This is a genomic window from Streptomyces sp. NPDC034111, from assembly GCF_055575375.1.
This window is the reverse complement of the sequence record NZ_JBVIST010000001.1, coordinates 847,611-865,816: the sequence shown is the minus strand read 5'-3', so window position 1 is coordinate 865,816 and position 18,206 is coordinate 847,611. Positions and strand designations below refer to the sequence as shown.

General features: G+C 72.9%; 13 protein-coding genes. 5 read left to right on the top strand and 8 right to left on the bottom strand.

Features of this window, described 5'->3' with window-relative positions; genetic code table 11:
• Window positions 1-78: 78 nt before the first annotated feature.
• From ACZ55A_RS03855 to pgfA, 6 genes are all read right to left on the bottom strand, one after another.
• Window positions 79-897: a class I SAM-dependent methyltransferase gene (locus ACZ55A_RS03855; RefSeq protein ID WP_468832694.1), complete on the bottom strand. Its 819-nt coding sequence runs from the start codon at window positions 895-897 to the stop codon at window positions 79-81.
• The gene (locus tag ACZ55A_RS03850; protein ID WP_468832690.1) at window positions 894-2,549 is read right to left on the bottom strand and encodes a condensation protein; all 1,656 of its coding nucleotides are present in this window, start codon (window positions 2,547-2,549) and stop codon (window positions 894-896) included. Before ACZ55A_RS03850 ends, ACZ55A_RS03855 begins: the two co-directional genes overlap by 4 nt.
• A complete protein-coding gene (locus ACZ55A_RS03845) occupies window positions 2,546-7,309 on the bottom strand; it encodes an alpha-(1->3)-arabinofuranosyltransferase domain-containing protein (RefSeq protein ID WP_468832687.1) in 4,764 nt (1,587 codons plus the stop codon). Before ACZ55A_RS03845 ends, ACZ55A_RS03850 begins: the two co-directional genes overlap by 4 nt.
• Complete coding sequence (locus tag ACZ55A_RS03840) at window positions 7,306-8,031, bottom strand: class I SAM-dependent methyltransferase (protein ID WP_468832683.1); 726 nt, start codon at window positions 8,029-8,031, stop codon at window positions 7,306-7,308. The genes ACZ55A_RS03845 and ACZ55A_RS03840 overlap by 4 nt, the downstream gene beginning before the upstream one ends.
• A gap of 7 nt (window positions 8,032-8,038) precedes the next feature.
• A complete protein-coding gene (locus ACZ55A_RS03835; protein WP_468832679.1) occupies window positions 8,039-9,334 on the bottom strand; it encodes a glycosyltransferase family 4 protein in 1,296 nt (431 codons plus the stop codon).
• Between the two features lie 343 nt (window positions 9,335-9,677).
• Window positions 9,678-10,697: a cell envelope lipid trafficking protein PgfA gene (gene pgfA, locus ACZ55A_RS03830; RefSeq protein WP_468832675.1), complete on the bottom strand. Its 1,020-nt coding sequence runs from the start codon at window positions 10,695-10,697 to the stop codon at window positions 9,678-9,680.
• Between the two features lie 303 nt (window positions 10,698-11,000).
• Between pgfA and ACZ55A_RS03825 the strand changes: the two genes are divergently transcribed.
• Window positions 11,001-11,147 carry a hypothetical protein gene (locus tag ACZ55A_RS03825; protein ID WP_468832670.1) on the top strand — a complete coding sequence of 49 codons (147 nt, stop codon included), beginning with the start codon at window positions 11,001-11,003 and terminating at the stop codon, window positions 11,145-11,147.
• Window positions 11,148-11,177: 30 nt separating this feature from the next.
• The gene (locus ACZ55A_RS03820) at window positions 11,178-12,422 is read left to right on the top strand and encodes a PucR-like N-terminal domain-containing protein (RefSeq protein WP_468832666.1); all 1,245 of its coding nucleotides are present in this window, start codon (window positions 11,178-11,180) and stop codon (window positions 12,420-12,422) included.
• Window positions 12,423-12,809: 387 nt separating this feature from the next.
• On the opposite strand, the gene ACZ55A_RS03815 is transcribed toward ACZ55A_RS03820, so the two are convergent.
• On the bottom strand, window positions 12,810-13,850 hold the full coding sequence (locus tag ACZ55A_RS03815) for a helix-turn-helix domain-containing protein (protein WP_468832662.1): 1,041 nt from the start codon (window positions 13,848-13,850) through the stop codon (window positions 12,810-12,812).
• Window positions 13,851-13,945: 95 nt separating this feature from the next.
• Here ACZ55A_RS03815 and ACZ55A_RS03810 point away from each other — a divergent pair, with 95 nt between their 5' ends.
• From ACZ55A_RS03810 to ACZ55A_RS03800, 3 genes are all read left to right on the top strand, one after another.
• Window positions 13,946-14,878, top strand: a complete 933-nt coding sequence (locus tag ACZ55A_RS03810) for an alpha/beta hydrolase (RefSeq protein ID WP_468832658.1) — start codon at window positions 13,946-13,948, stop codon at window positions 14,876-14,878.
• A 301-nt stretch (window positions 14,879-15,179) separates the two neighbouring features.
• Window positions 15,180-16,277 (top strand): serine hydrolase domain-containing protein, encoded by a 1,098-nt coding sequence (locus ACZ55A_RS03805; RefSeq protein ID WP_468832655.1) that lies wholly within the window; start codon window positions 15,180-15,182, stop codon window positions 16,275-16,277.
• A 187-nt stretch (window positions 16,278-16,464) separates the two neighbouring features.
• The gene (locus tag ACZ55A_RS03800) at window positions 16,465-16,854 is read left to right on the top strand and encodes a cupin domain-containing protein (protein ID WP_468832651.1); all 390 of its coding nucleotides are present in this window, start codon (window positions 16,465-16,467) and stop codon (window positions 16,852-16,854) included.
• Window positions 16,855-17,076: 222 nt separating this feature from the next.
• Here the strand turns inward: ACZ55A_RS03800 and ACZ55A_RS03795 are convergent, their stop codons facing one another.
• Window positions 17,077-18,096, bottom strand: coding sequence for a TetR/AcrR family transcriptional regulator (locus tag ACZ55A_RS03795; RefSeq protein ID WP_468832647.1), 1,020 nt, complete (start codon window positions 18,094-18,096; stop codon window positions 17,077-17,079).
• Between the last annotated feature and the right edge of the window lie 110 nt (window positions 18,097-18,206).

Below are 18,206 nucleotides of genomic sequence, written 5' to 3'. Positions count from 1 at the left end.
CGCGGGGGCGGGGTGGGGGCTTGTGGGCTGGGTGGCTTGCTGGCCTGCTTGCTGCCTCCTTCCTTGTTTCGGCAACGATTACGGAGAGTAGTTGGTTCCCGGGATTGTTTTACGTTGGGTGATGGGGGTCGGGGTTGGGGTGCGGTGGGCGTGGGCCAGGAGGATGGAGGAGAGGGAGGGGATGTGGCAGGCGGCTTGGTCCAGGGGGCGTAGGGGGCGGGGGACGTCGTGGTAGGGGGCGCCGGCGATGCGTATGACGGTGAAGCCGGCGGCGGTGAGGAAGCTGCGTAGGGCGCGGGCGGTGTAGAGGCGCAGATGGCCGACGACTTGGGTGCCGGGGCGGCCGTGGATATGGCGCAGGCTCACCTCCGAGAAGACGGGCTGGACTCCGGCGAGCAGCAGGCCGCGGTTGTACCAGGCGGCGAGGTTGGGGGTGGAGAGCATGAGGTGGCCGCCGGGGCGTAGGACTCGGTGGAGTTCGTCCAGTGCGGCGTCGGGGTCGACGAGATGCTCGATGACCTCGCTGAAGAGGACGGCGTCGGCCGAGCCGGTGGCGAACGGCAGCCCGCCGTCGGTCAGTTCGCCCCGGACGACGGAGGGGAGGCGGAGGTGGGCGCGTCGGAGGGCGTCCTGTGACCAGTCGACGCCGATGAGGCGGTGGCCGGCGAGGATCTTTGCCGCGGCAGCGGCTGCTGAGCCGTCGCCGCAGCCGATGTCCAGGACGGTGGCGGCCGGTGCTCCGGGACGCGGGGGGCCCAGGGCGCGGGCCAGTAGCTGTGCCTGGCGTCGGCTACGGGCGGCGCCGGATGCCACCGGCACGGCGGGGTTCTCGTAGAAGTCCCGCAGGTCGGCCCCGGGTGCGCCGGTGGTGGGGGTGGGGGCGGCGGGCCGGGTCACGGGAGGGTTCCTTCGGTGGTGGGAGTGGTGGGGGCGATGGGGGTGGTGAGGGTGGAGGGGTTTTGGGGGGTGGGCCAGGCGGTGGCTGCCAGGGCGGAGCGGAAGAGGTCGCCGAGACGGGCGCCGGAACGGTCGTCCAGGAGGGCATGGGACCAGCGCAGTGCGAGCTGGATGCGGCCGCCGACGGAGACGGTGGTGACGGTGATGCCGCGTGGCATACGGGCCGGGGCGGAGAACCAGACCGCGGTGGGGCGGCCGGCATCGCCGAAGTCCAGCGGGTAGGGGATGCGGCCGATGTTGGAGAGGAGCGCGCTGGAGGTCCAGGGTGCGGCGGCGCTGCGGAGCGTACGGGTGAGGGCGCCGCGTAGGCCGATGGGCAGTACGGGGGCGGTCAGGAGAGTTGCGGAGCGGCCGAGTTGGGGGCCGGGGGGCGCCGCTTTGAGGGCGCGGGTACGGGCCGCGGTACGTCGTAGCAGCCGGGCCACCGCGTCCGGGTCGGGCGGGTCGGCGGTGAGCGGTTCGGCGTCCCGGTGCTCCTCGGGGCCGAATCCGACGGAGACCAGCCGGGTGCCGTTGCCGATGGGCATCTCGGTGCCGCGCGGTCGGTCGTCGACGGGCATGGTGACGGTGACGGGAGCGGTGCGGGCGTCGTGCAGGCGGTTCCAGCGGGCGGCCATCAGGCAGGTGGCGACGAGGAGTTGATCGTTGACGGTGTACGGTGCCCGGCCGTCGGCCCGTGGTGGGCGTGCCGGGATCGGCAGTTCGGTGATGAGCATGCCGTTGCTGCCGGACGGTGTGCTGATGACGGAGGCCGTGGTGGTGCGGGAGGCCGTGGTGGCGTCGGAGGCCGTGCTGAGGTTGGAGGGGGCGCTGCTGCCCGAGCTCGGGCCGCCTTGAACGTCGGGGGCGAGTCGGGCCGGACGGGCGAAGTGGGAGAGGGAGGGGAGGGAGGAGCGGTGGGAGGGGTGGGGGTGGGGTTTGGTGGGGTTGGGGTTGGTGGTGGCGTGGGGTGGGTGGTGTGTGGGGGTGCTGGTGGTCCTTAGGGGGGCGGGGCCTGGGGAGTTGTCGACTCCGCCGTAGAGTTCGGCGGCGGTTGCCAGTACCCGTAGGCAGGCCGGGCCGTCCAGGGCGGTGTGGTTGAGGGTGAGCAGCAGTACGGTGCCGTCCGCCGTCCCGGGTTGTTCGATGACCTCCAGCCGTACGGGAGGTGAGGTGTCCAGTGGCGGGCAGTCGGTGAGTGCGCGCTGTCGGGCGCGGACGAGGGCGTCGGGTGCCGGTGGCGGGAAGGTGACCGGGTCGGTGTCGGGGGCGCCGGTGAGCTGCCATGTGTAGCGGCGGTGCCACCAGCGGGCCGGCGCCTGGCGCATCAGGATGCGCGGATGGCGGGTGAGCGCCTGGTGGAACGCGGTGCGCAGTCGCGCATGATCGAACCGGCCGGGGAGGTGCACCTCGATGTGTACGGTCTCCGGCTCGTCGTCGGCCAGGCAGTGCCGGGAGATCTCGTCGACGAGTGGGAACGGGACGTGGGCGAGGGTGGGTTGGCGTTGGGGTTGGCGTTGGTGTTGGCGGGTCGGGGCGCTGGAAGGGGGCGAGGAGGGCGGTGGTCCGGCTGCGTTTCCGTCTGAGGAGGCGGCTGGTTGCAGTGCGGTCATGGTGCGGTGTCCTCCCCGTGGGCATGTGGTGGTGCAGGTGGTGACGGTGGTGCGGGTGGTGACGGTGGTGCGGACGATGTGGGTGGCGTGGGGGGTGGGTTCGGTGGGCGGTGGTCGGCCCAGTTGGGGCCGTCGCCCCGGGTTCGTCCGCGGGCCACTATCGGGCGGCCGACAGCATGCGCGCCGGGCCCGGCCGCGCGGCGGCTTCGCGGCCGTCGGGGGAGTGGGGGCGGGGGCGTGGCAGGCGGTCCCTCCGGATCGGTGAGAGCCGTAGTGGTCGTCGTGCTCGCCGGGCGCGACGGCACCGTCACCACGGCCGCCGCGAGCGCCAGTAGCGCCAACGCCTGCGCCGGGCCGCTGAATGCGCCCGCCCCCTCGGCGACGGGCCGGCCGGCGGCGAGCGCCGCGATGACGCCGGCGCCCGCCATCGCCAGCAGCGCCAGCGGGACGAGCAACTGCGGCCGGAAGCGGGCCAGGAGGGCCAGGGCCGGCACGATCAGTGCGTATGGGCCGGCGGCCAGGGCCACCACCGCGGTCAGTGCCACGACGCCCAGCACCCACGACGGGTCGGGCGGCGAGGGCGCGGCAGAGACTGTGGGCGGGACGGACGCCCCGGGCGGGACGGACGCCCCGGGCGGGACGGATGCCCCTGGCGCGGCGGACGTCGCGGGCACGACGGACGGTGACGCTTCAGCACGTGGCGCGGCACGTGGCGCGGTCCGTTGCGCGGTCCGGGGCGTGGTCGGTGTCGCGGTCGGTGGCGCGGCCCGTGGCGTACGGCGGATCAGGGCGGAGGCGATGAGCAGTACGACTCCCAGTGCGCCGCCGAGCAGGCCGAGTTCGTAGGCGGTGGCCGGGGCGTAGGAGAGTTCGATGGTGCCGCCCGCCCCGGCCGGTACGAGGAAGGCCTGCTGCCAGCCGTCCACCCGTAGGGGAGTCAGCCGGCGCCCGTCGAGGGTTGCGTGCCAGCCGTCGTTGGCGTTCTCGTACATCTGGAGGTAGACGGCCTGGCCGGCGTCGATGGAGACGGTGCGGTGGTCTCCCGACCAGTCCTTCGCGGTGACCTTGCGGGCCTGACCAGCCGACTCCGTACTTGTCCCAGCCCCAGCCCCAGCCCCAGCCCCAGGCCCAGCCTCAACGCCCGCGCCAGCCCCCGCATCCCCCCTGCTCAGCGTGACATCCGTCAGTGCCAGCGGGCCCTGGTCCCCGGCCTCCACCCGGTGGCGGCCCTGCGGCAGTTCCAGGCGTTCGTCCCGGGCCTCGCCGGCGCACAACTGGACGTCGACCGGCCGGCGTTCGGTCAGATCGCGGAGGTGGCCGGAGGCCTTGGTGGCGTGCAGTACGCCGTCGACGGCGAGCATCGGGCCCTGTCCGCAGCCGACCGAGAAGCGCTTTCCGGCGGCGGGGCGTGGGGTGCGGTAGCTGTCCAGCGCCGGGAGGTAGATCTCGCTGAGGCCGACCGGGAGTTGCAGGGCCTGGCCGGCGACCGGGTTGTGGAGGGTGAGTTCCTTGACCTTGCTGATGGTGATGTCGAGCCGGTCGGTGGTGATCGGGTCGAAGCGGGCCTGGCCGTTCTCGTCGACGCCCGCGGTGGCCGCCCCGAACGGTGAGTTGATCAGGATCTGCTCCGGGCGGGTTGAGATACCGCCGGCCGCGGCCAGCACCATCTGGTCGATCTTCTTCTTGCCGGGCCAGCGCAGATGCAGGGTGGGTTTGTCGCCGGCGATCCAGGCGGTGGTCAGATCGCCGTCGACGAGGTTGCGGGGGCTGAGCGACTGCCCGAAGCCGAAGCTGGTGGAGTCGGCGGTGGCGATGATCCGGTCCTTCTGCTCCGGCGCGATCCGTTCGAGCAGCCGGTCGAGTTCGGTGCCGGGGACGGCCAGCGCGGTGCCGGAGATCTTGTACGAGGCGCTGCGGCCGGTGTGGAACTGGCGGTGCAGTCCGACCTCCGCGGAGACCGGCGACAGTCCGCCCGGGTCGCTGCCGCGGTGCAGGGAGACCGTCTCGGCGGGCGCGTCCGACTGCCGGGCGTCGGTGGGGAGTTGCAGCAGCCGGGTGACCTGGACGCCGGGGACGGAGATCTCGCGGAAGCCGGCGCCGGAGAGTCCGGCGCGTGGGGTCTGGGAGCCCAGGATCGTCACGGTCAGCCATTTCGCCGTCCCGGCGGGGGCCTTGACCTGCTGTGGTGTCCCGTCGGGGCGCAGGGGGCTGTCGGTGCTGCCGCGGTCGGTGGTGATCCGTACGGCGGTGGGGGCGGCGCGCAGTCCGTCGCCGGGCAGCGGGGTGAGGGAGAGGGCGGACGGGACGGCGGTCGGCCGGGTGAAGGTGATCTTGATCCATTGGCCGACGGGGTCGCCGGCGCTGCCCTCCGCCCAGGCGGTGTCCGGGTTGCCGTCGAAGGCGTTGACCGGGTCGTACTGGGGCAGCTGGAAGAGCCAGTTGCCGCTGGTGGAGGCGGTGACCGAGGCCGCGCCGCGGAGTTGGGCGGTGGTCTGGTGGACGATGCCGGTGGTGGGGAGGATCTGCCGGGGCGGGCGGCCGGGGTCCTGGACGCTGTCGGGGTGGTTGGTCTCCTCGGCGGTGTACGTATAGGACGTGTTGCTGTTGACCAGCCCGAAGCGGGTGTCGGCGCGGCGCAGTCCGTCGGCGGTCAGCTGGAGCGGCGGGGTGCCGAGGCCGGGGTGGCGGTCGCCGGTCAGGACGGTGGGGCGGTGGCGCAGGGCGGGGTCGGCGGACAGTTGGAGGAGGGCCTCGGGGCCGCCGCTGAGCTGTGCGGTGTCCGCGACGGGCTTCGCGGTGACCCGGCCGGGTGCGGGGGTGTCCTTGGGGCGGTAGATCTCGACGGCGCGCTGACGTGGGTAGAGGCCCTGGATCTGGAGCGGTGCCCCGGTGGGGATCCGGCCGCCGGTGGTCAGCGGGCCGAAGGCGGCCGCCTTGCGGTAGCCGGAGGCTTCCAGGGTGCGTTTGACGGTCTGCGGGGGGACGTAGCCGATCTGGTCCGGGTCGAGGTCGTTGCGTACGACGACGTCGTGCAGGCCGGCCCGGCCCAAGTAGTCGCGCAGTCCGGGGACTTGGGCGCCGGTGAGCAGGGCCTGCTCGACGGCGTCCAGGGCGCGGCGGGCGCCGGGGGTGCCGAACGGGACGAAGTCGCGCTGCGCCCAGGGGGAGTCGGCGAGGACATCGAGGGGGTCGTCGATGGGGGAGCCCCAGGTGTAGATGCCGTGCGCGGTGGCGGGGACGACCAGGGCGCGGCTGTGCGGGGAGTGCTGCGTGAGCCAGCGGGCGGTCTGTTCCCAGGAGGTGGGCAGTTTGGTGAAGGCTCCTGGTTGGAGGACGGTGCCGGTCAGGAAGGGCAGGGTGAGGGCGGGCAGGACGAGGACCGCGGTCAGGAGGGGGAGGGCGCGGCGGGCCGGGATCCGCCGGGCTGTGCGGCGTTCCAGCGGCAACGGCCACCGCAGCGGTGATGGCGAGGGCGACGGTGATGGCGACGGGGATGGCGAGGGCGAGGGCAACGGGTGCGCGCCGCGCCGGGCGGCGACCCGTTGGCCGGCGCCGGCGACCGTGAGCAGATGTGCCAGGCCGAGGGTGAGCGCCAGTGCAAGTCCGGGGGTGAACTTGTAGATGTTGCGGAACGGCCGCAGCCAGCCGTTCAGCCAGTCCTGCCACAGTCCGTGTGCGGGCCCGCCGAGCGCACCGCCGTATCCGGCCAGCGCGATGAGCGCCACGGTGAGTACGGTCAGCAGCAGCCAGCGCCGCTCGGGCAGATCGCGGCGGGCCAGCCCCGCCAGGCCGAGCGCCGCGGCCAGCGCCGAGCCGAGCACCGCGAAGGCGTTGGCGGTCAGGGTCCAGCCGGCCGGCAGCCAGGGTTTGCCGAAGTTGAGGTAGCCGACCCAGTTGCCGGCGCCGCGCAGCAGTTCGGTGGCGGACATGGTGCCGGTGGTGGTGTCGGCCTGTTCGATGAACGGCATGAAGTTCTCGCCGTGGATGCCCAGCAGGAGGAGCGGCACCACCCACCAGGCGGTGGCCAGCACGACGCCGGGCAGCCACCAGGCGAGCAGCCGGGTCCGGCGGGGCCCCGTACGGGAGAGCAGATACAGGCCGGCGGGCAGCAGCGAGGCCAGCGTCGAGGCCGCGTTGACGCCGCCCATGAAGGGGATCAGCAGTGCCGAGCGGGTGGCCGCGATACGGGCGCTGAGCTGCGGGTCGGTCAGCGGCAGCAGCACCCAGGGCAGCAGCGCGCCGGGCAGTGCGGCGGCGGAGGTGGAGCCGATGACGAGGGTGAAGGTGGGCCACAGGGCGTAGCAGGCGGCGGCGAGGAGCCGGGCCGGCGGGGTGCCGCAGCGTAGCCGTTCGGCGAGCCGCAGGGCGCCCCAGAAGGCGGTGGTGACGATCAGCGACATCCACAGCCGTTCGGCCAGCCACACCGGCAGGTGGGCGAGGTCGGCCAGGCCGTAGTAGGGGAGGGTGGGGAAGGCGTAGCCGATGTACTGGTCGGCGATGCCGCCGAAGCCCGCCCGGTCGTGCCACAGCTGCCCGAGGTCGCCGAGGAACTTCCAGGGGTCGTAGGTGACGCCCAGTTTGGTCTCGAACGTCATCTTGCCCGGTGCGGGGGCGAGGAAGCCGGCCAGGGCGAGCGCCCAGAACGCGGCCAGCCAGCGCCGGCTGCGGGGTGCGCCGGGCGGTGGGGCGGGGGAGGGTGTCGGCCGGCCGCCGGCGTGGGGCGCGCCCGGGGGCGGGGAGGGCCGCAGGGTCTGGGTCATGGCAACCGCCGGAGGATGAGGAGGAGGTTCCAGGTGGCGACCTCCCGGACTCCCGGGAGGCGGGGGATGGCCTCGGCGAGGAACGGCGCATAGCGGGAGCGCGCGGTGAGGATCGTGACGTCGTCGCGGGCCCGTACCTGCCGCAGGGTGCGGCCGATGTGGACGGCGAAGAGGTTGACGCCCAGGGTGTGTTTGGCCGGTTTGCCGGTGCGCCGCCGGTAGCGGTGGCGGGCCCGTTCGGCGCCCAGGTAGTGCCAGGGCGCGGTCTCATGGCCGCCCCAGGGGGAGAGCCAGTTGGTGAAGGCGACGTAGATCAGCCCGCCGGGGCGGGTGACCCGGACCAGCTCGCTGAGGAAGGTCTCCGGGTCCGCGACGTGCTCCAGCACATTGGAGGAGAAGCAGATGTCGGCGGCGCCGTCGGCGAGCGGCAGCAGATAGCCGTCGGCGACCACCGCGCCCTCGGGGAGCCGGCCGCGGGCGGTCAGCTCCGCCGTATCGGGCTCGAAGAGGTAGCCGTGCGCGCCGCGGCGCCGGAACTCCTCGGTGAAGTGGCCGGCCCCGCCGCCGACATCGGCGACCACCGCGCCCTTCAGCGGCGTATGCCGTTCGATCTGGTCGGCGGCGTCGCGGGCGAGCAGCCGGTAGCAGTGCTCGGGTTCGTCCTGCTCCCGCAGGAAGGCGCGGAAAAGGGCGTAGGACCTGCGCAGCGAGGGGTCGCGCACCGGGGCCTCACCGCCCGGGGAGGGGGTCGGCGAACGCCTCGGCGGCGACCGCGCGGAAGCTGCGGACGGTGTGGCTCCACCGGAAGCGGGCGGCGCGCTCCTCGGCCGCGAGGCCCAGTGCGGTACGGCGCCGGGCGCTGAGCGCGAGGGTGCACCAGTGCGCGGCGAACGCGCTCTCACCGCGGGCCAGCAGCCCGGTGACGCCGTCCTCGACGGAGTCCCGCAGGCCGGGGATGTCGAAGCCGACGGCGGGGGTGCGGCGGGCGGCGGCCTCCATGACCACCAGGCCCCACCCCTCGACCAATGAGGGGTGCAGCAACAGCCAGGCGGAGCAGAGCAGTTCGTGCTTGCACTGCTCGGAGACATGGCCGGTGAAGGTGACATCGGGCCCGGCCATCGCGGTTAGCCGGGCGCGCTCCGGGCCGTCACCGACGATCACCAAGTGGCCGCCGGTCACCGGCCGTACGCGCTCCCACAGGCGCAGCAGCAGATCGATCCGCTTGTACTCGACGAGCCGCCCCATGGCCAGGAACAGCGGCTCGGGCGCCTTGGGGACCAGCGGCCCCGGCTCCTCCACGCCGTTGTGCACCAGACGGATCCGGCGCGGGTCGACGCCGAGGCCGCGCAGCGCGGACGCGGTCGAGCCGGAGACCGCGACCATCAGGTTGCGGCGGTGGCTGCCGGCCAGCGCCCAGTGCTCCAGCCGGCGGCCGAGCCGGGCGGCCGGGCCCGGGTAGCGCAGCTGCCACAGATCCGTGTGGACGTGGTTGACCAGGCACATCGTGGGGCCGCTGTGCCACAGCGGGGCGAGGTAGGGCATGCCGTTGCAGACCTCGACCAGCAGGTCGCAGCCGCCGACCCGACGGGAGAGCTGGCGCGGGATGCGCAGGAAGTGGCCGGCGTCGCCGCCCGCGGACACCACCCGGTAGTCCCGCTCGGCCGCGGGCCCGCCGCACAGCAGGGTGACCTCGTGGCCCTGCGCGGTGAGACCTTCGGCGATCCGGTCCACCAGCAGTTCGGAGCCGCCGGCGGCCGGGTTGCCGAGATCGCGGCGGGCGAGGAAGACGATCCGGCGGGGGGACGGGGGTGGGGGACCGGGGGCGGGGGGACCAAAGGCGCCGGGGGGACGGGAGACCCCGGGCGGACGGGAAGGCGCGGGTGTACGGGGAGCCGCGGAGGCGACTGAGGCCGCGGGGCCGGCAGCGGACGCGGGGCCGGCCGATGCCGCGGGTTCGGGTGGAGCGGGCGGTGCTGCTGGGGCGGGTGGTGCCAGGGGCGGGGAGGGGCGTACGTGCTGGGGCATGTGCGATCCAACTCGTCTCAGGGTGCGGTACCAGCGGTGGGGGACGTACTGCGTACTGAGTCGTGCGGGGCCGTGCTGCGCCGTGGGGTGGATAGTTTTCGCCCCTGCGTTCGCGGCGGCTACTCACCGGGGTGACAAAATCCGGGGCGAACACAGCTGACGGTTCATCACTTCGTGTCGGACCGGCCAACCGCCCGCACAATCCGGCCGTGGGCGGGCGCGCACGGCCGCGGATACGCACTTCCGCACCCGAACCCGGCCCCGAACCCGTATCTGATCCCGAACCCGAGCCCGACCCCGTACCCGAACCCGAGCCCGACCCCGTACCCGTACCCGAGCCCGCTCACCGTCGCGGCCGGCGGCCGCGGGCCACCCACCCCAGCCCCACCGGCGCCAGCACCCCGCCCGCCACCGTGGCCCCCACCGGCAGGGCCGTGCCCACCAGCGCCAGCCGGTCGCTGTCCGCCTTCGCCAGCCGGACCTGCGCCCGCTGCGTGGCGGGCGTGAACCGCAGCCGCTCACCGCGCAGCAGGGTCACCGCCGTACTCCGCGCGCCAGGTGCCCGTAGCGTCTTGAGCGGCGAGATCGCGGCGTCGATGATCCGGCCGGTGCGCCGCTCGACGACCAGCTCGATACCGGAGTTGGCGTACCACTCCTCGGCCTGGATCTGCCCCTGCCGCGGCCGTCCGACCAGCCTTCCGGGCACCTGCCGGCTGCCCGTCCTGGTGGGCGGCACGGTTCCGGTGAAGCGGTAGCCCTCGTACTCCTGGACCCGCCGCGTACCGGCGAAGCGGAGCGGAACGGCCGCGCCCAGGGTGTTGTCCCACCAGCGGTAGCTCCTCTTGTGCACATCGAAGGGGAACTTGAGGTAGGCGTCACCGTCGAAGCGGGTCGGGGCCTCCGCGCAGCAGTGCACCGGCGCGTTGCTGCGCCGGTCGGTGACCCAGCGCTCGGTGGTCCACTGGAAGGCCCGGCGCGGGTCCTTCAGGGCCAGCGTCTGCGGGGTGTCGACCGTGGTGGAGACGTCCCACACCGCCCGCCCGCTCTGCTCGCTCGCCGCGACATCGCCCAGCACATGCCGGGTGATGGTGATCTTCTGCCGGTCCCTGGTCCGCAGCGCCGCGGTGTCGAAGTAGCTGCCGGAGCCGGTGAAGACGGTGGTGACATCGACATCGATGGGGGTGACCTTGGCCCGCGGCTCGACGTACCAGGCCAGCAGCGGGGCCAGGACCAGCAGAAAGACGCCGAGTCCCAGCACGGCCAGGGCGGCCGGCGGGGCGGTGCGGGCGCCGGCCGCGGCCGCGCCCGAGGGGGGCGCGGGCGTGCCGGCATCCGGCGGAAGGGAAGGCGTACGAGCAGGCATACGGGCACTCCTGGAGGCGGTGGGGGTCACGCTCTGGTGCACGTGCGGGGCGCCGGGCTTCGGTCCGGCACAAGCGGGCCGGACGGCGCGGGGCGCCTTGGGCCGGGAACGTAAGCGAACTCTTGACAGGGCGTCAATGCCCTTCCACACTCGGCAGTCACCACGACCGAGGTGGTGCCGCGCTGTGGGACGCGGCGCCGAGCCCGGCCCCCGATCCGTACGCACCGGGGCCGCGCCGTGTGCCGTACCAGCCTCGACGGGGACCGGTCAGGGTCCCCGGCATCGACGAAGGGCCGCCGCGCCATGCACCGAATGCTTGCCGCCGCACTGACCGCGCTGGCCGCCGCCGCTCTGGCCGTCGGCGTCGCGCTCGGCATCGTCGCGGCGCTGGACGCCACCCCGGAGCAGCCGAATGTGCCGCTGGTGACCTTCGGCCGGACCGGCGAGTAGGCGGGCGGCCGTGCGAAGGAGGTCCGGTTCATGGTGACCGCCGTCCGCTCGGCCTGGCGGGAGGTCCCGCCCTACCAGGTGCGGCGGTTCGCCGCGCTGGCACTGGAGGAGGTGCCCCGGCTCGCCCAGGACATCCTGCGTGAGATCCGCCGCGAGTATCCCCAACTACCGCTTGTGCCCGATGAGTTCGGCGAGCCCCGGGCGCTCGTCGGCATCCGTGAGTCACTGGAACACTTCGTCGCCCATATGGCGGCCGGGCTCGACCGACCGCACATCCACCCACAGGTTTTCCAGGAGTTCGGCCGCGGCGAGGGCATCCAGGGCCGCAGCCTCGACGCCCTCCAGGCCATCTACCGGCTCGGCGTACGGCTGGCCTGGCGGCGGCTCGCCGAGATCGGCCAGCAGGTCGCCATCCCGGCGCCCGCCATGTACGAACTCGCGGAGTCCGGCTTCGAATACCTCGACGGGCTGGTCGCCGAATCCCTGCGCGGCTATGCCGAGGCCGCCGCCCGGCAGGCCGGAGAGCGGCTGCGGCTGCAACGCCGCCTGATGGAGCAGTTGTTCGCGGCCCCCGGCAGAAGGCGGCGCGGGACCGGGACCGGCACTGGACCGGGCGGGGCGCTGTCGGCGCTTGCCGAGCGCGCGGCCCGGATCGGCTGGCCGCTGCCCGAACGCGTCGCGGTCGCGGTCCTGCTGCGCCCGGCCCGCGAGGCGGTGGCGCCCGCCGTCGGTCCGGAGGTGCTGCTGGACATGGAGTGCGAAAGGCCGCGGATGGTGGTGCCGGAGCCGGACGCCCCCGGGCGGCGCGAACTGCTGGGACGCGCGGCGGCCGGCTGGTCGGGCGCGATCGGCCCCGCCGTACCGCTGCTGGACGCCGCGAAGTCGCTGCGCTGGGCCGGGGCCGCGGTCGACCTGATGGAGCGCGGACTGCTGCCCGGCGGGGAGCTGTTGCAGTGCACCGAACACACCGAGGCGCTGGTTCTGCTGCCGCCCGAGGAGCTGATCGAGGACCTGACCCGCCGCCGTCTCGCCCCCCTGGACAGCTGCGGGCCCACCCACGGGCGGCGGCTCGCCGAGACCCTGCTGGCCTGGCTGGAGACCCGCGGCGGCGCCCCCGAGATCGCCACCCGGCTCGGCGTCCACCCCCAGACCGTGCGCTACCGGCTGCGCCAGATACGGGAGTTATGGGGCACGGAGATCGACGACCCGGACCGCCGCTTCGAACTGGAACTGGTCTTACGGGCGCGACGGCTTCGGGGGGAGTTGGGTGGGTGAGGGGATGAGGGGTGAGGGGTGGAGGGTGAGGGGTGGAGGGTGAAGGGTGGGGGAGTGGGGCCCGGGGGGACTGGGGGCCGGGAGCATATCCGGCCACGGGAATAGCGCGGCGCCCCGGCTGCGTTGAGGCCCCGTAGGGGGCGCGCCCACCCCCTACGGGATCTGTTCGCCTGCGCCCTAGGTGTTCCCCCCGGCCCACCCCTGCCCGCGCCCTGGACGTACCCACCCCTGCTCCCCGCCGCACCCTGTACGTACCTGCCCGCGCCCCCACCGCGACAAGGGCCAGTGGATCGGCAGCATGTGGATCGGCAGCAATGGGGATCGCCGAAGCCGTGGAATGCCGAAGCCGTGGAATGCCGATGACGCGCGTGGTGAAGCGGATCGTCCTCAGTCGTTGAGCAGCCGCCATGCGGTGAGGGCGAGCCTGGCCCGTACCAGTCCGGTGGGCTCGGTGAGGTCGATGCCCAGCGCCTTTCCGATCTGTTCGAGCCGGCGGGCGACGCTGCTGTGGTGCAGGTGGAGGAGGTCGGCGGCCCGGCGCAGGGAGCCGGTGGCGCAGTAGGCGTCCAGAGTCTCCAGATCTTCTGGGGTGCCGGCGATCCGGGCGATCGCGGCCACGTCGGCGTTGTCACGTGCGGTGTCCTGGGGCACCTGCGCGAGCAGCGCCAACGCTCCCAGGCCGGCGTAGTCGACGACCGGCTGGCGTGCGGTGGTGAAGCGGAGGGCGGTGCGGGCTTCCCGCCAGGACCGGTCGGGGCTGTCGGCGGCGCCGATGCCCGCGCGTACGCCTGCCGGAAACCGAGCCTGATCCACGGTGGTGGCCAGGATGACGCCCACGTCGCCGAGCGGTGCCGCCTTCACCGGGCGGGCCGGGCAGACCAGGCCGCCGACCTGGTCGAGCGGAAGCTGCGACCGTACGGCGACGACGTGGACCGGCAGGTCGGCGGCGAATCCCAGGAGCCGCAACGCCCGGGCTCGGGCCGCCTCCTCGCTGTCGGCGCTGATGACCAGTTCGACGAGGGCGGGGTCGGCCATGGTGGTGCGGGCCGGGCCGTACCGCTCGACGACCGCGGCGGCGGCGATGGCGAGCCGGTCCAGCAACAGCTCATCGAGGTCGAACGCGCCGGTCGCACCGGGGCGTTCCAGCCATACCGTGCCGATCTCCTCCTCGTCGAGGGTGATCGGCGTCGTGGCGGACGCGGGTAGTGGCGGGGCGGGCGTTTCCCTGCCGTCGGGCGAGACGCGGATCGCCCGCCCTGTGCTGTGGAGCCGGATCCCGGCCACGCACTCGGCCAGGCCCGCCGAGGCCCGGGCGAGTGCCGGGAGATCCACCCGTCGGCGCATCAGGGTGTCGTAGAACATGATGACGCGGATCGCGCCGTCGGCGTGCGAATCCAGTTGGGACAGCCGTGCGGCCAGTGCCTCCATGACAGGAGCATAGGCGCCGATCGGTGCGTGATCCGGGCGGGATGCCCGACAGTTGGCGGATGATCTCAGGGGTCCCGGCCGTGAGGATGGCCGACATGGATCCCGAACTCGAAGCATTCATACCGTTGTTCCCCCGGGCCGACCTGACCGACCCGGTCGCCGAGCGCAAGAACCTCGCCGCCCTGGCCGCCGCGGTGCCGCCACCGGACACCACGGGACTGGAGGTCGAGGACCGTACGGTGCCCTTCCCCAAGCTCTCAACTTCGTTCGAGCAGGGGAGACCCCATTCCCCGGACGTGGCGGTGCGGATCTACCGCCCGCACCAGGCGCAGGGCGCCCTCGTCTGGCTGCACGGCGGCGGATTCGTCATGGGTGACCTGGACACCGAGCACCCGTGGGCCGCCCGGATCGCAGACCTCGCCGGCGCGGTGGTGATCTCGGTGGGCTACCGGCTGGCTCCCGAGGACCGGTTCCCGGCCGCCCTGGACGACGCCTACGCCGTGCTGACCTGGACGGCCGAGCACGCCGCCGAACTCGGCATCGACCCGGAGCGGATCGCGGTCGGAGGTCACAGCGCCGGCGGGGGGATCGCCGCCGCGGTGGCGTTGCGGGCGCGTGACGAGCAGGGGCCGCCGATCCGCTTCCAGCTGCTCAACCAGCCCGGACTCGACGACCGGCAACAGACCTGGTCGGCACGGCACTTCACCGACACCCCCTGGTTCAACCGCGACAAGGTCACCGCATCGTGGCGGCACTACCTCGGCTCCGCGCCCGCCACGCCGTACGCCGCCCCCGCGCGGGCCACCGACCTGTCCGGCCTGCCATCCGCCTACGTCGCCACCGCGGAGCTCTGCCCGAACCGCGACGAAGACATCGACTACGCGCAGCGCCTGCTCCAGGCCGGTGTCCCGGTCGAACTGCACCAGTGGGCCGGGACGTTCCACGGGTCGCAGGCGATCTTGTCCGCCGAGGTGTCGCAGCGACAGATCACCGAACTCGCCGCAGCCCTGCGCCGCGCCCTGGCCTAGTGAGCCGTGGCCCAGTGTGCCGTGGATGCGAAGAGCACGCCGAAGCGCGTGCCGAAGAGCACGGGAAGAGCCCCGTTGCCCTTATCGATCACGAGAGGACAGCTCATGAGAGGACACGTGTCGTGAAGATCCGACGGGCGATATGCGCAAGTGTGGCCGCGCTGAGCGTGGGTGCGGGCACGGCGGCGGCGGTTCCCGCCCCCGTAGAGACGGGGGCTGTGCCGGCCGGCAGTACGAGCGCGTCGACCGGCTTCCGTCCTGCGGAGCTGAAGTCCGCCTGGACGGTGTCCACCGCGCGGGGATGCCGGGTGTGTACGCCGAGGTGCGCGACGCCGGCCAGGTATGGCGCGGCGCTTCCGGGGTCGCCGATCTCAGGACCAGCCGTCCCGTCAGGCCCGACATGCGGCAGCGCGTCGGCAGCATCACCAAGACCTTCACCGCCGCCGCAGTCCTCCAGCAGGTCGAGACGGGCCGGATCCGACTCGACGCGCCGATCGGCCGCTATCTGCCGCGGCTGGTGCCGGGAGAGCGCGGCAAGAAGATCACGGTTCGGATGCTGCTCAACCACACCAGCGGCATCACCGATTTCATCCCCTATGCGTTCCCGTCCCTCCAGGGCCCGGATATCTCGCCCAAGAGCCTGGACGACAACCGGTTCCGGCAGTTCCGCCCGGCCGAGCTGATCAAGCTGGGGCTCACCGCGCCTCCCGCCGACAAGCCCGGAGCCCCCAACGGGGTGTACTCCAACACCAATTACCTGCTCCTCGGCCAACTCCTGGAGCGGGTGACCGGTACCCCGGCCGAGAAGTACATCACCCGGAATGTCATCGAGCGCGCCGGGCTCCGGCACACCGAGTTCCCGGCCGGGCCGCATATCAAGGGACCGCACTCGCGGATGTACGAGGCGCTGCACGGCTTGATCGACCCGCCGCGCGACTACAGCGTCTACAACATGTCCTGGGTGAGCACAGGGGCCGCCCTGGTATCGACCATGGAGGATCTCAACCGCTTCTACGGCAGGCTGCTCGGCGGGAAGATCGTCAACCGGTCCTCGTTGGCGCAGATGCAGCGCACGGTCCCGGTCCGCGCCCTGGACGGGAAGATGATCGACTACGGCCTCGGGCTGCACAAGGTCAGGATCCCGGGGTGCGGCACCTTCTGGGGCCACGACGGCACGGTCTGGGGGGCCGAAACGCTTTCCCTGACCCGTGCCGACGGCCGGCGTCAGATGTCCGTCGCGATGAACCTCGTGCGGTGGAACAAGCTGGACTCCTCGGGGAAGCCGCAGCACCACCCCCTCGACGGCGCGCTGTTGGCCCTGTACCGGCAAGCGCTGTGCGGCAACGGAAACGCCGCCCAGGCCAAGAATGCCGCGCAGGTCCCGGCGTTCGACTCGTAGCCGGAGCGCCGCACGCTCACTGACCAAGGGCGCCGGACGCATCGCGCCGAACCCCTAGCGCCGAACCCCTCGCCCACCCGCACTGCGGCGTGCCTTGCCGCATGAGGCCGTTGCGCCCAGCCGGTCCGGCTCACCGCCATGCCACAACCCACCAGATGAAAGATCACTGTAGGAAGGACATCTCGCCATGACTCTCACCCCGATCGATCTCTTCGCCTCCTTCATCCACCTTCGCCAGGACGGCCAGGTGCACGCCGAGCAGCCGGTGTTCGACGCCGAGCGGGACGGCTGGCAGCTGATGGCCTTCCATGTGGAGACCGACGCCGACCTCCACGCCGACCATTGGGAGATCCACCCCGACGCGGACGAAGTCGTCTCCTGCCTCACCGGCGGAATACGCCTCCACCTCCGCCCGGAGCAGCCGGGAGACGAGGACGAGGAAATCAAGCTGACGGCCGGCACCGTAGCCATCGTGCCGCGCGGGCGATGGCACCGCCTCGCACTGGATGCCCCCGGCGACATCATGTCCCTCACCCTGCCGCGGGGCAGCCGCCTGGAGAAGCGGACCGACGCCTAAGCAGGCGGCACGAACTGGTTCATACAAGCAGGCGGGCAGGCGGCAAGAGCCGGTTCAACAAGCAGGCGGCACAAGCCGGTTCACACAAGTCGGTTGGCCCGCTATGGCGCCCCGGCCCACCGCATCACTCTCCTCCACCACGCCACCACGCCACCTCGGTCCTGGGCGGTTACCCACCGCCCAGGACCCAACGAGGCCTTGAGAGTGACGAGGCCCTGAGCGTTACGAGCACTTGCGCTCGACCAGCACCTCCATCCCGTCCAGCACACGCGCCAGCCCGAACTCGAAGAGCGTCTCCACGTTCACCACGTCCTCCGCGGTCCCGTTGACCCCCGCGTACATCGGGTACGCACCGGACTTGAGGATGCCCTCGAACACCGGCTCCATCGACGCCATCCAGGCGTGCTGGTCCATCCCGGTCTCCTGCTCGGCCTCCAGTTCGTCCTCCAGGCCGGCGGCGGTGGACAGTACGAAGCCCAGCAGTGTCAGCGCCATATGGATCAGCGTCACCGGGTCCACCCCCTCGACGCGTCCCATGGTCCACTCGACCAGCGCCATCGCCCGCGGCATGGGCTGTGGGCGGGTGATCGACAGATACTGCGCAAGCCACGGATGCCGGTGGTAGAGCTCCCATTGCAGCCGTGCGCCGGTCTCCATCCGCTCGCGCCAGCCGTCCGGCGCCGGCTCGGGCAGCTCGACGTCCGCGAACGCGGCGTCCGCCATCATCAGCACCAGCTCGTCCTTGTTGGCCACATGGCGGTAGAGCGCCATCGAGGACACCCCGAACTCGGCGGCGACCCGGCGCATCGACAGCGCCCGCAGTCCCTCGGCATCGGCGACCTTGATCGCGGCCCGTACGACGCCCTCGCGGCTCAGCCCGCGCTCCGTCTCGCCCGGCCGTCGCTCGCGCGCGGAGGCACCGCGAGGGGGCCGCGGAGTACGGGGTTCGGTGTCTGCCGGGGGGTGGGCCGGGCGATGGGCCGGGGGGTGGGCCGGAGGGTGCGGCGGTGGTCCGGGCTGCGGCTCGGTGACCACCGTCCCCACGCCCGGTACGGCCCGTACCAGCCCCTCCTGACGCAGCGTCGTCAGCACCTTGGTGGCGGTCGCCATCGCCACCCCCCACTCCTGGGTGATCCGCCGGGTCGATGGCACCCGGTCGCCCGCCGTCAGCTCTCCGGCGTCGATGCGGCGCCGGATCTCCTCGACGATCCGGCGGTAGGGCGGCGGGGACGACTGCTCCACGGCAACCTCCGTACTAGTGCACCAGGGGGTCCAGCCGCCGACGAGCGTAGCAGCGCGCGCCCCACCAGCGCCTTGTGTGGCCGGGGTGCACTAGTGTGATGCACCTCCAA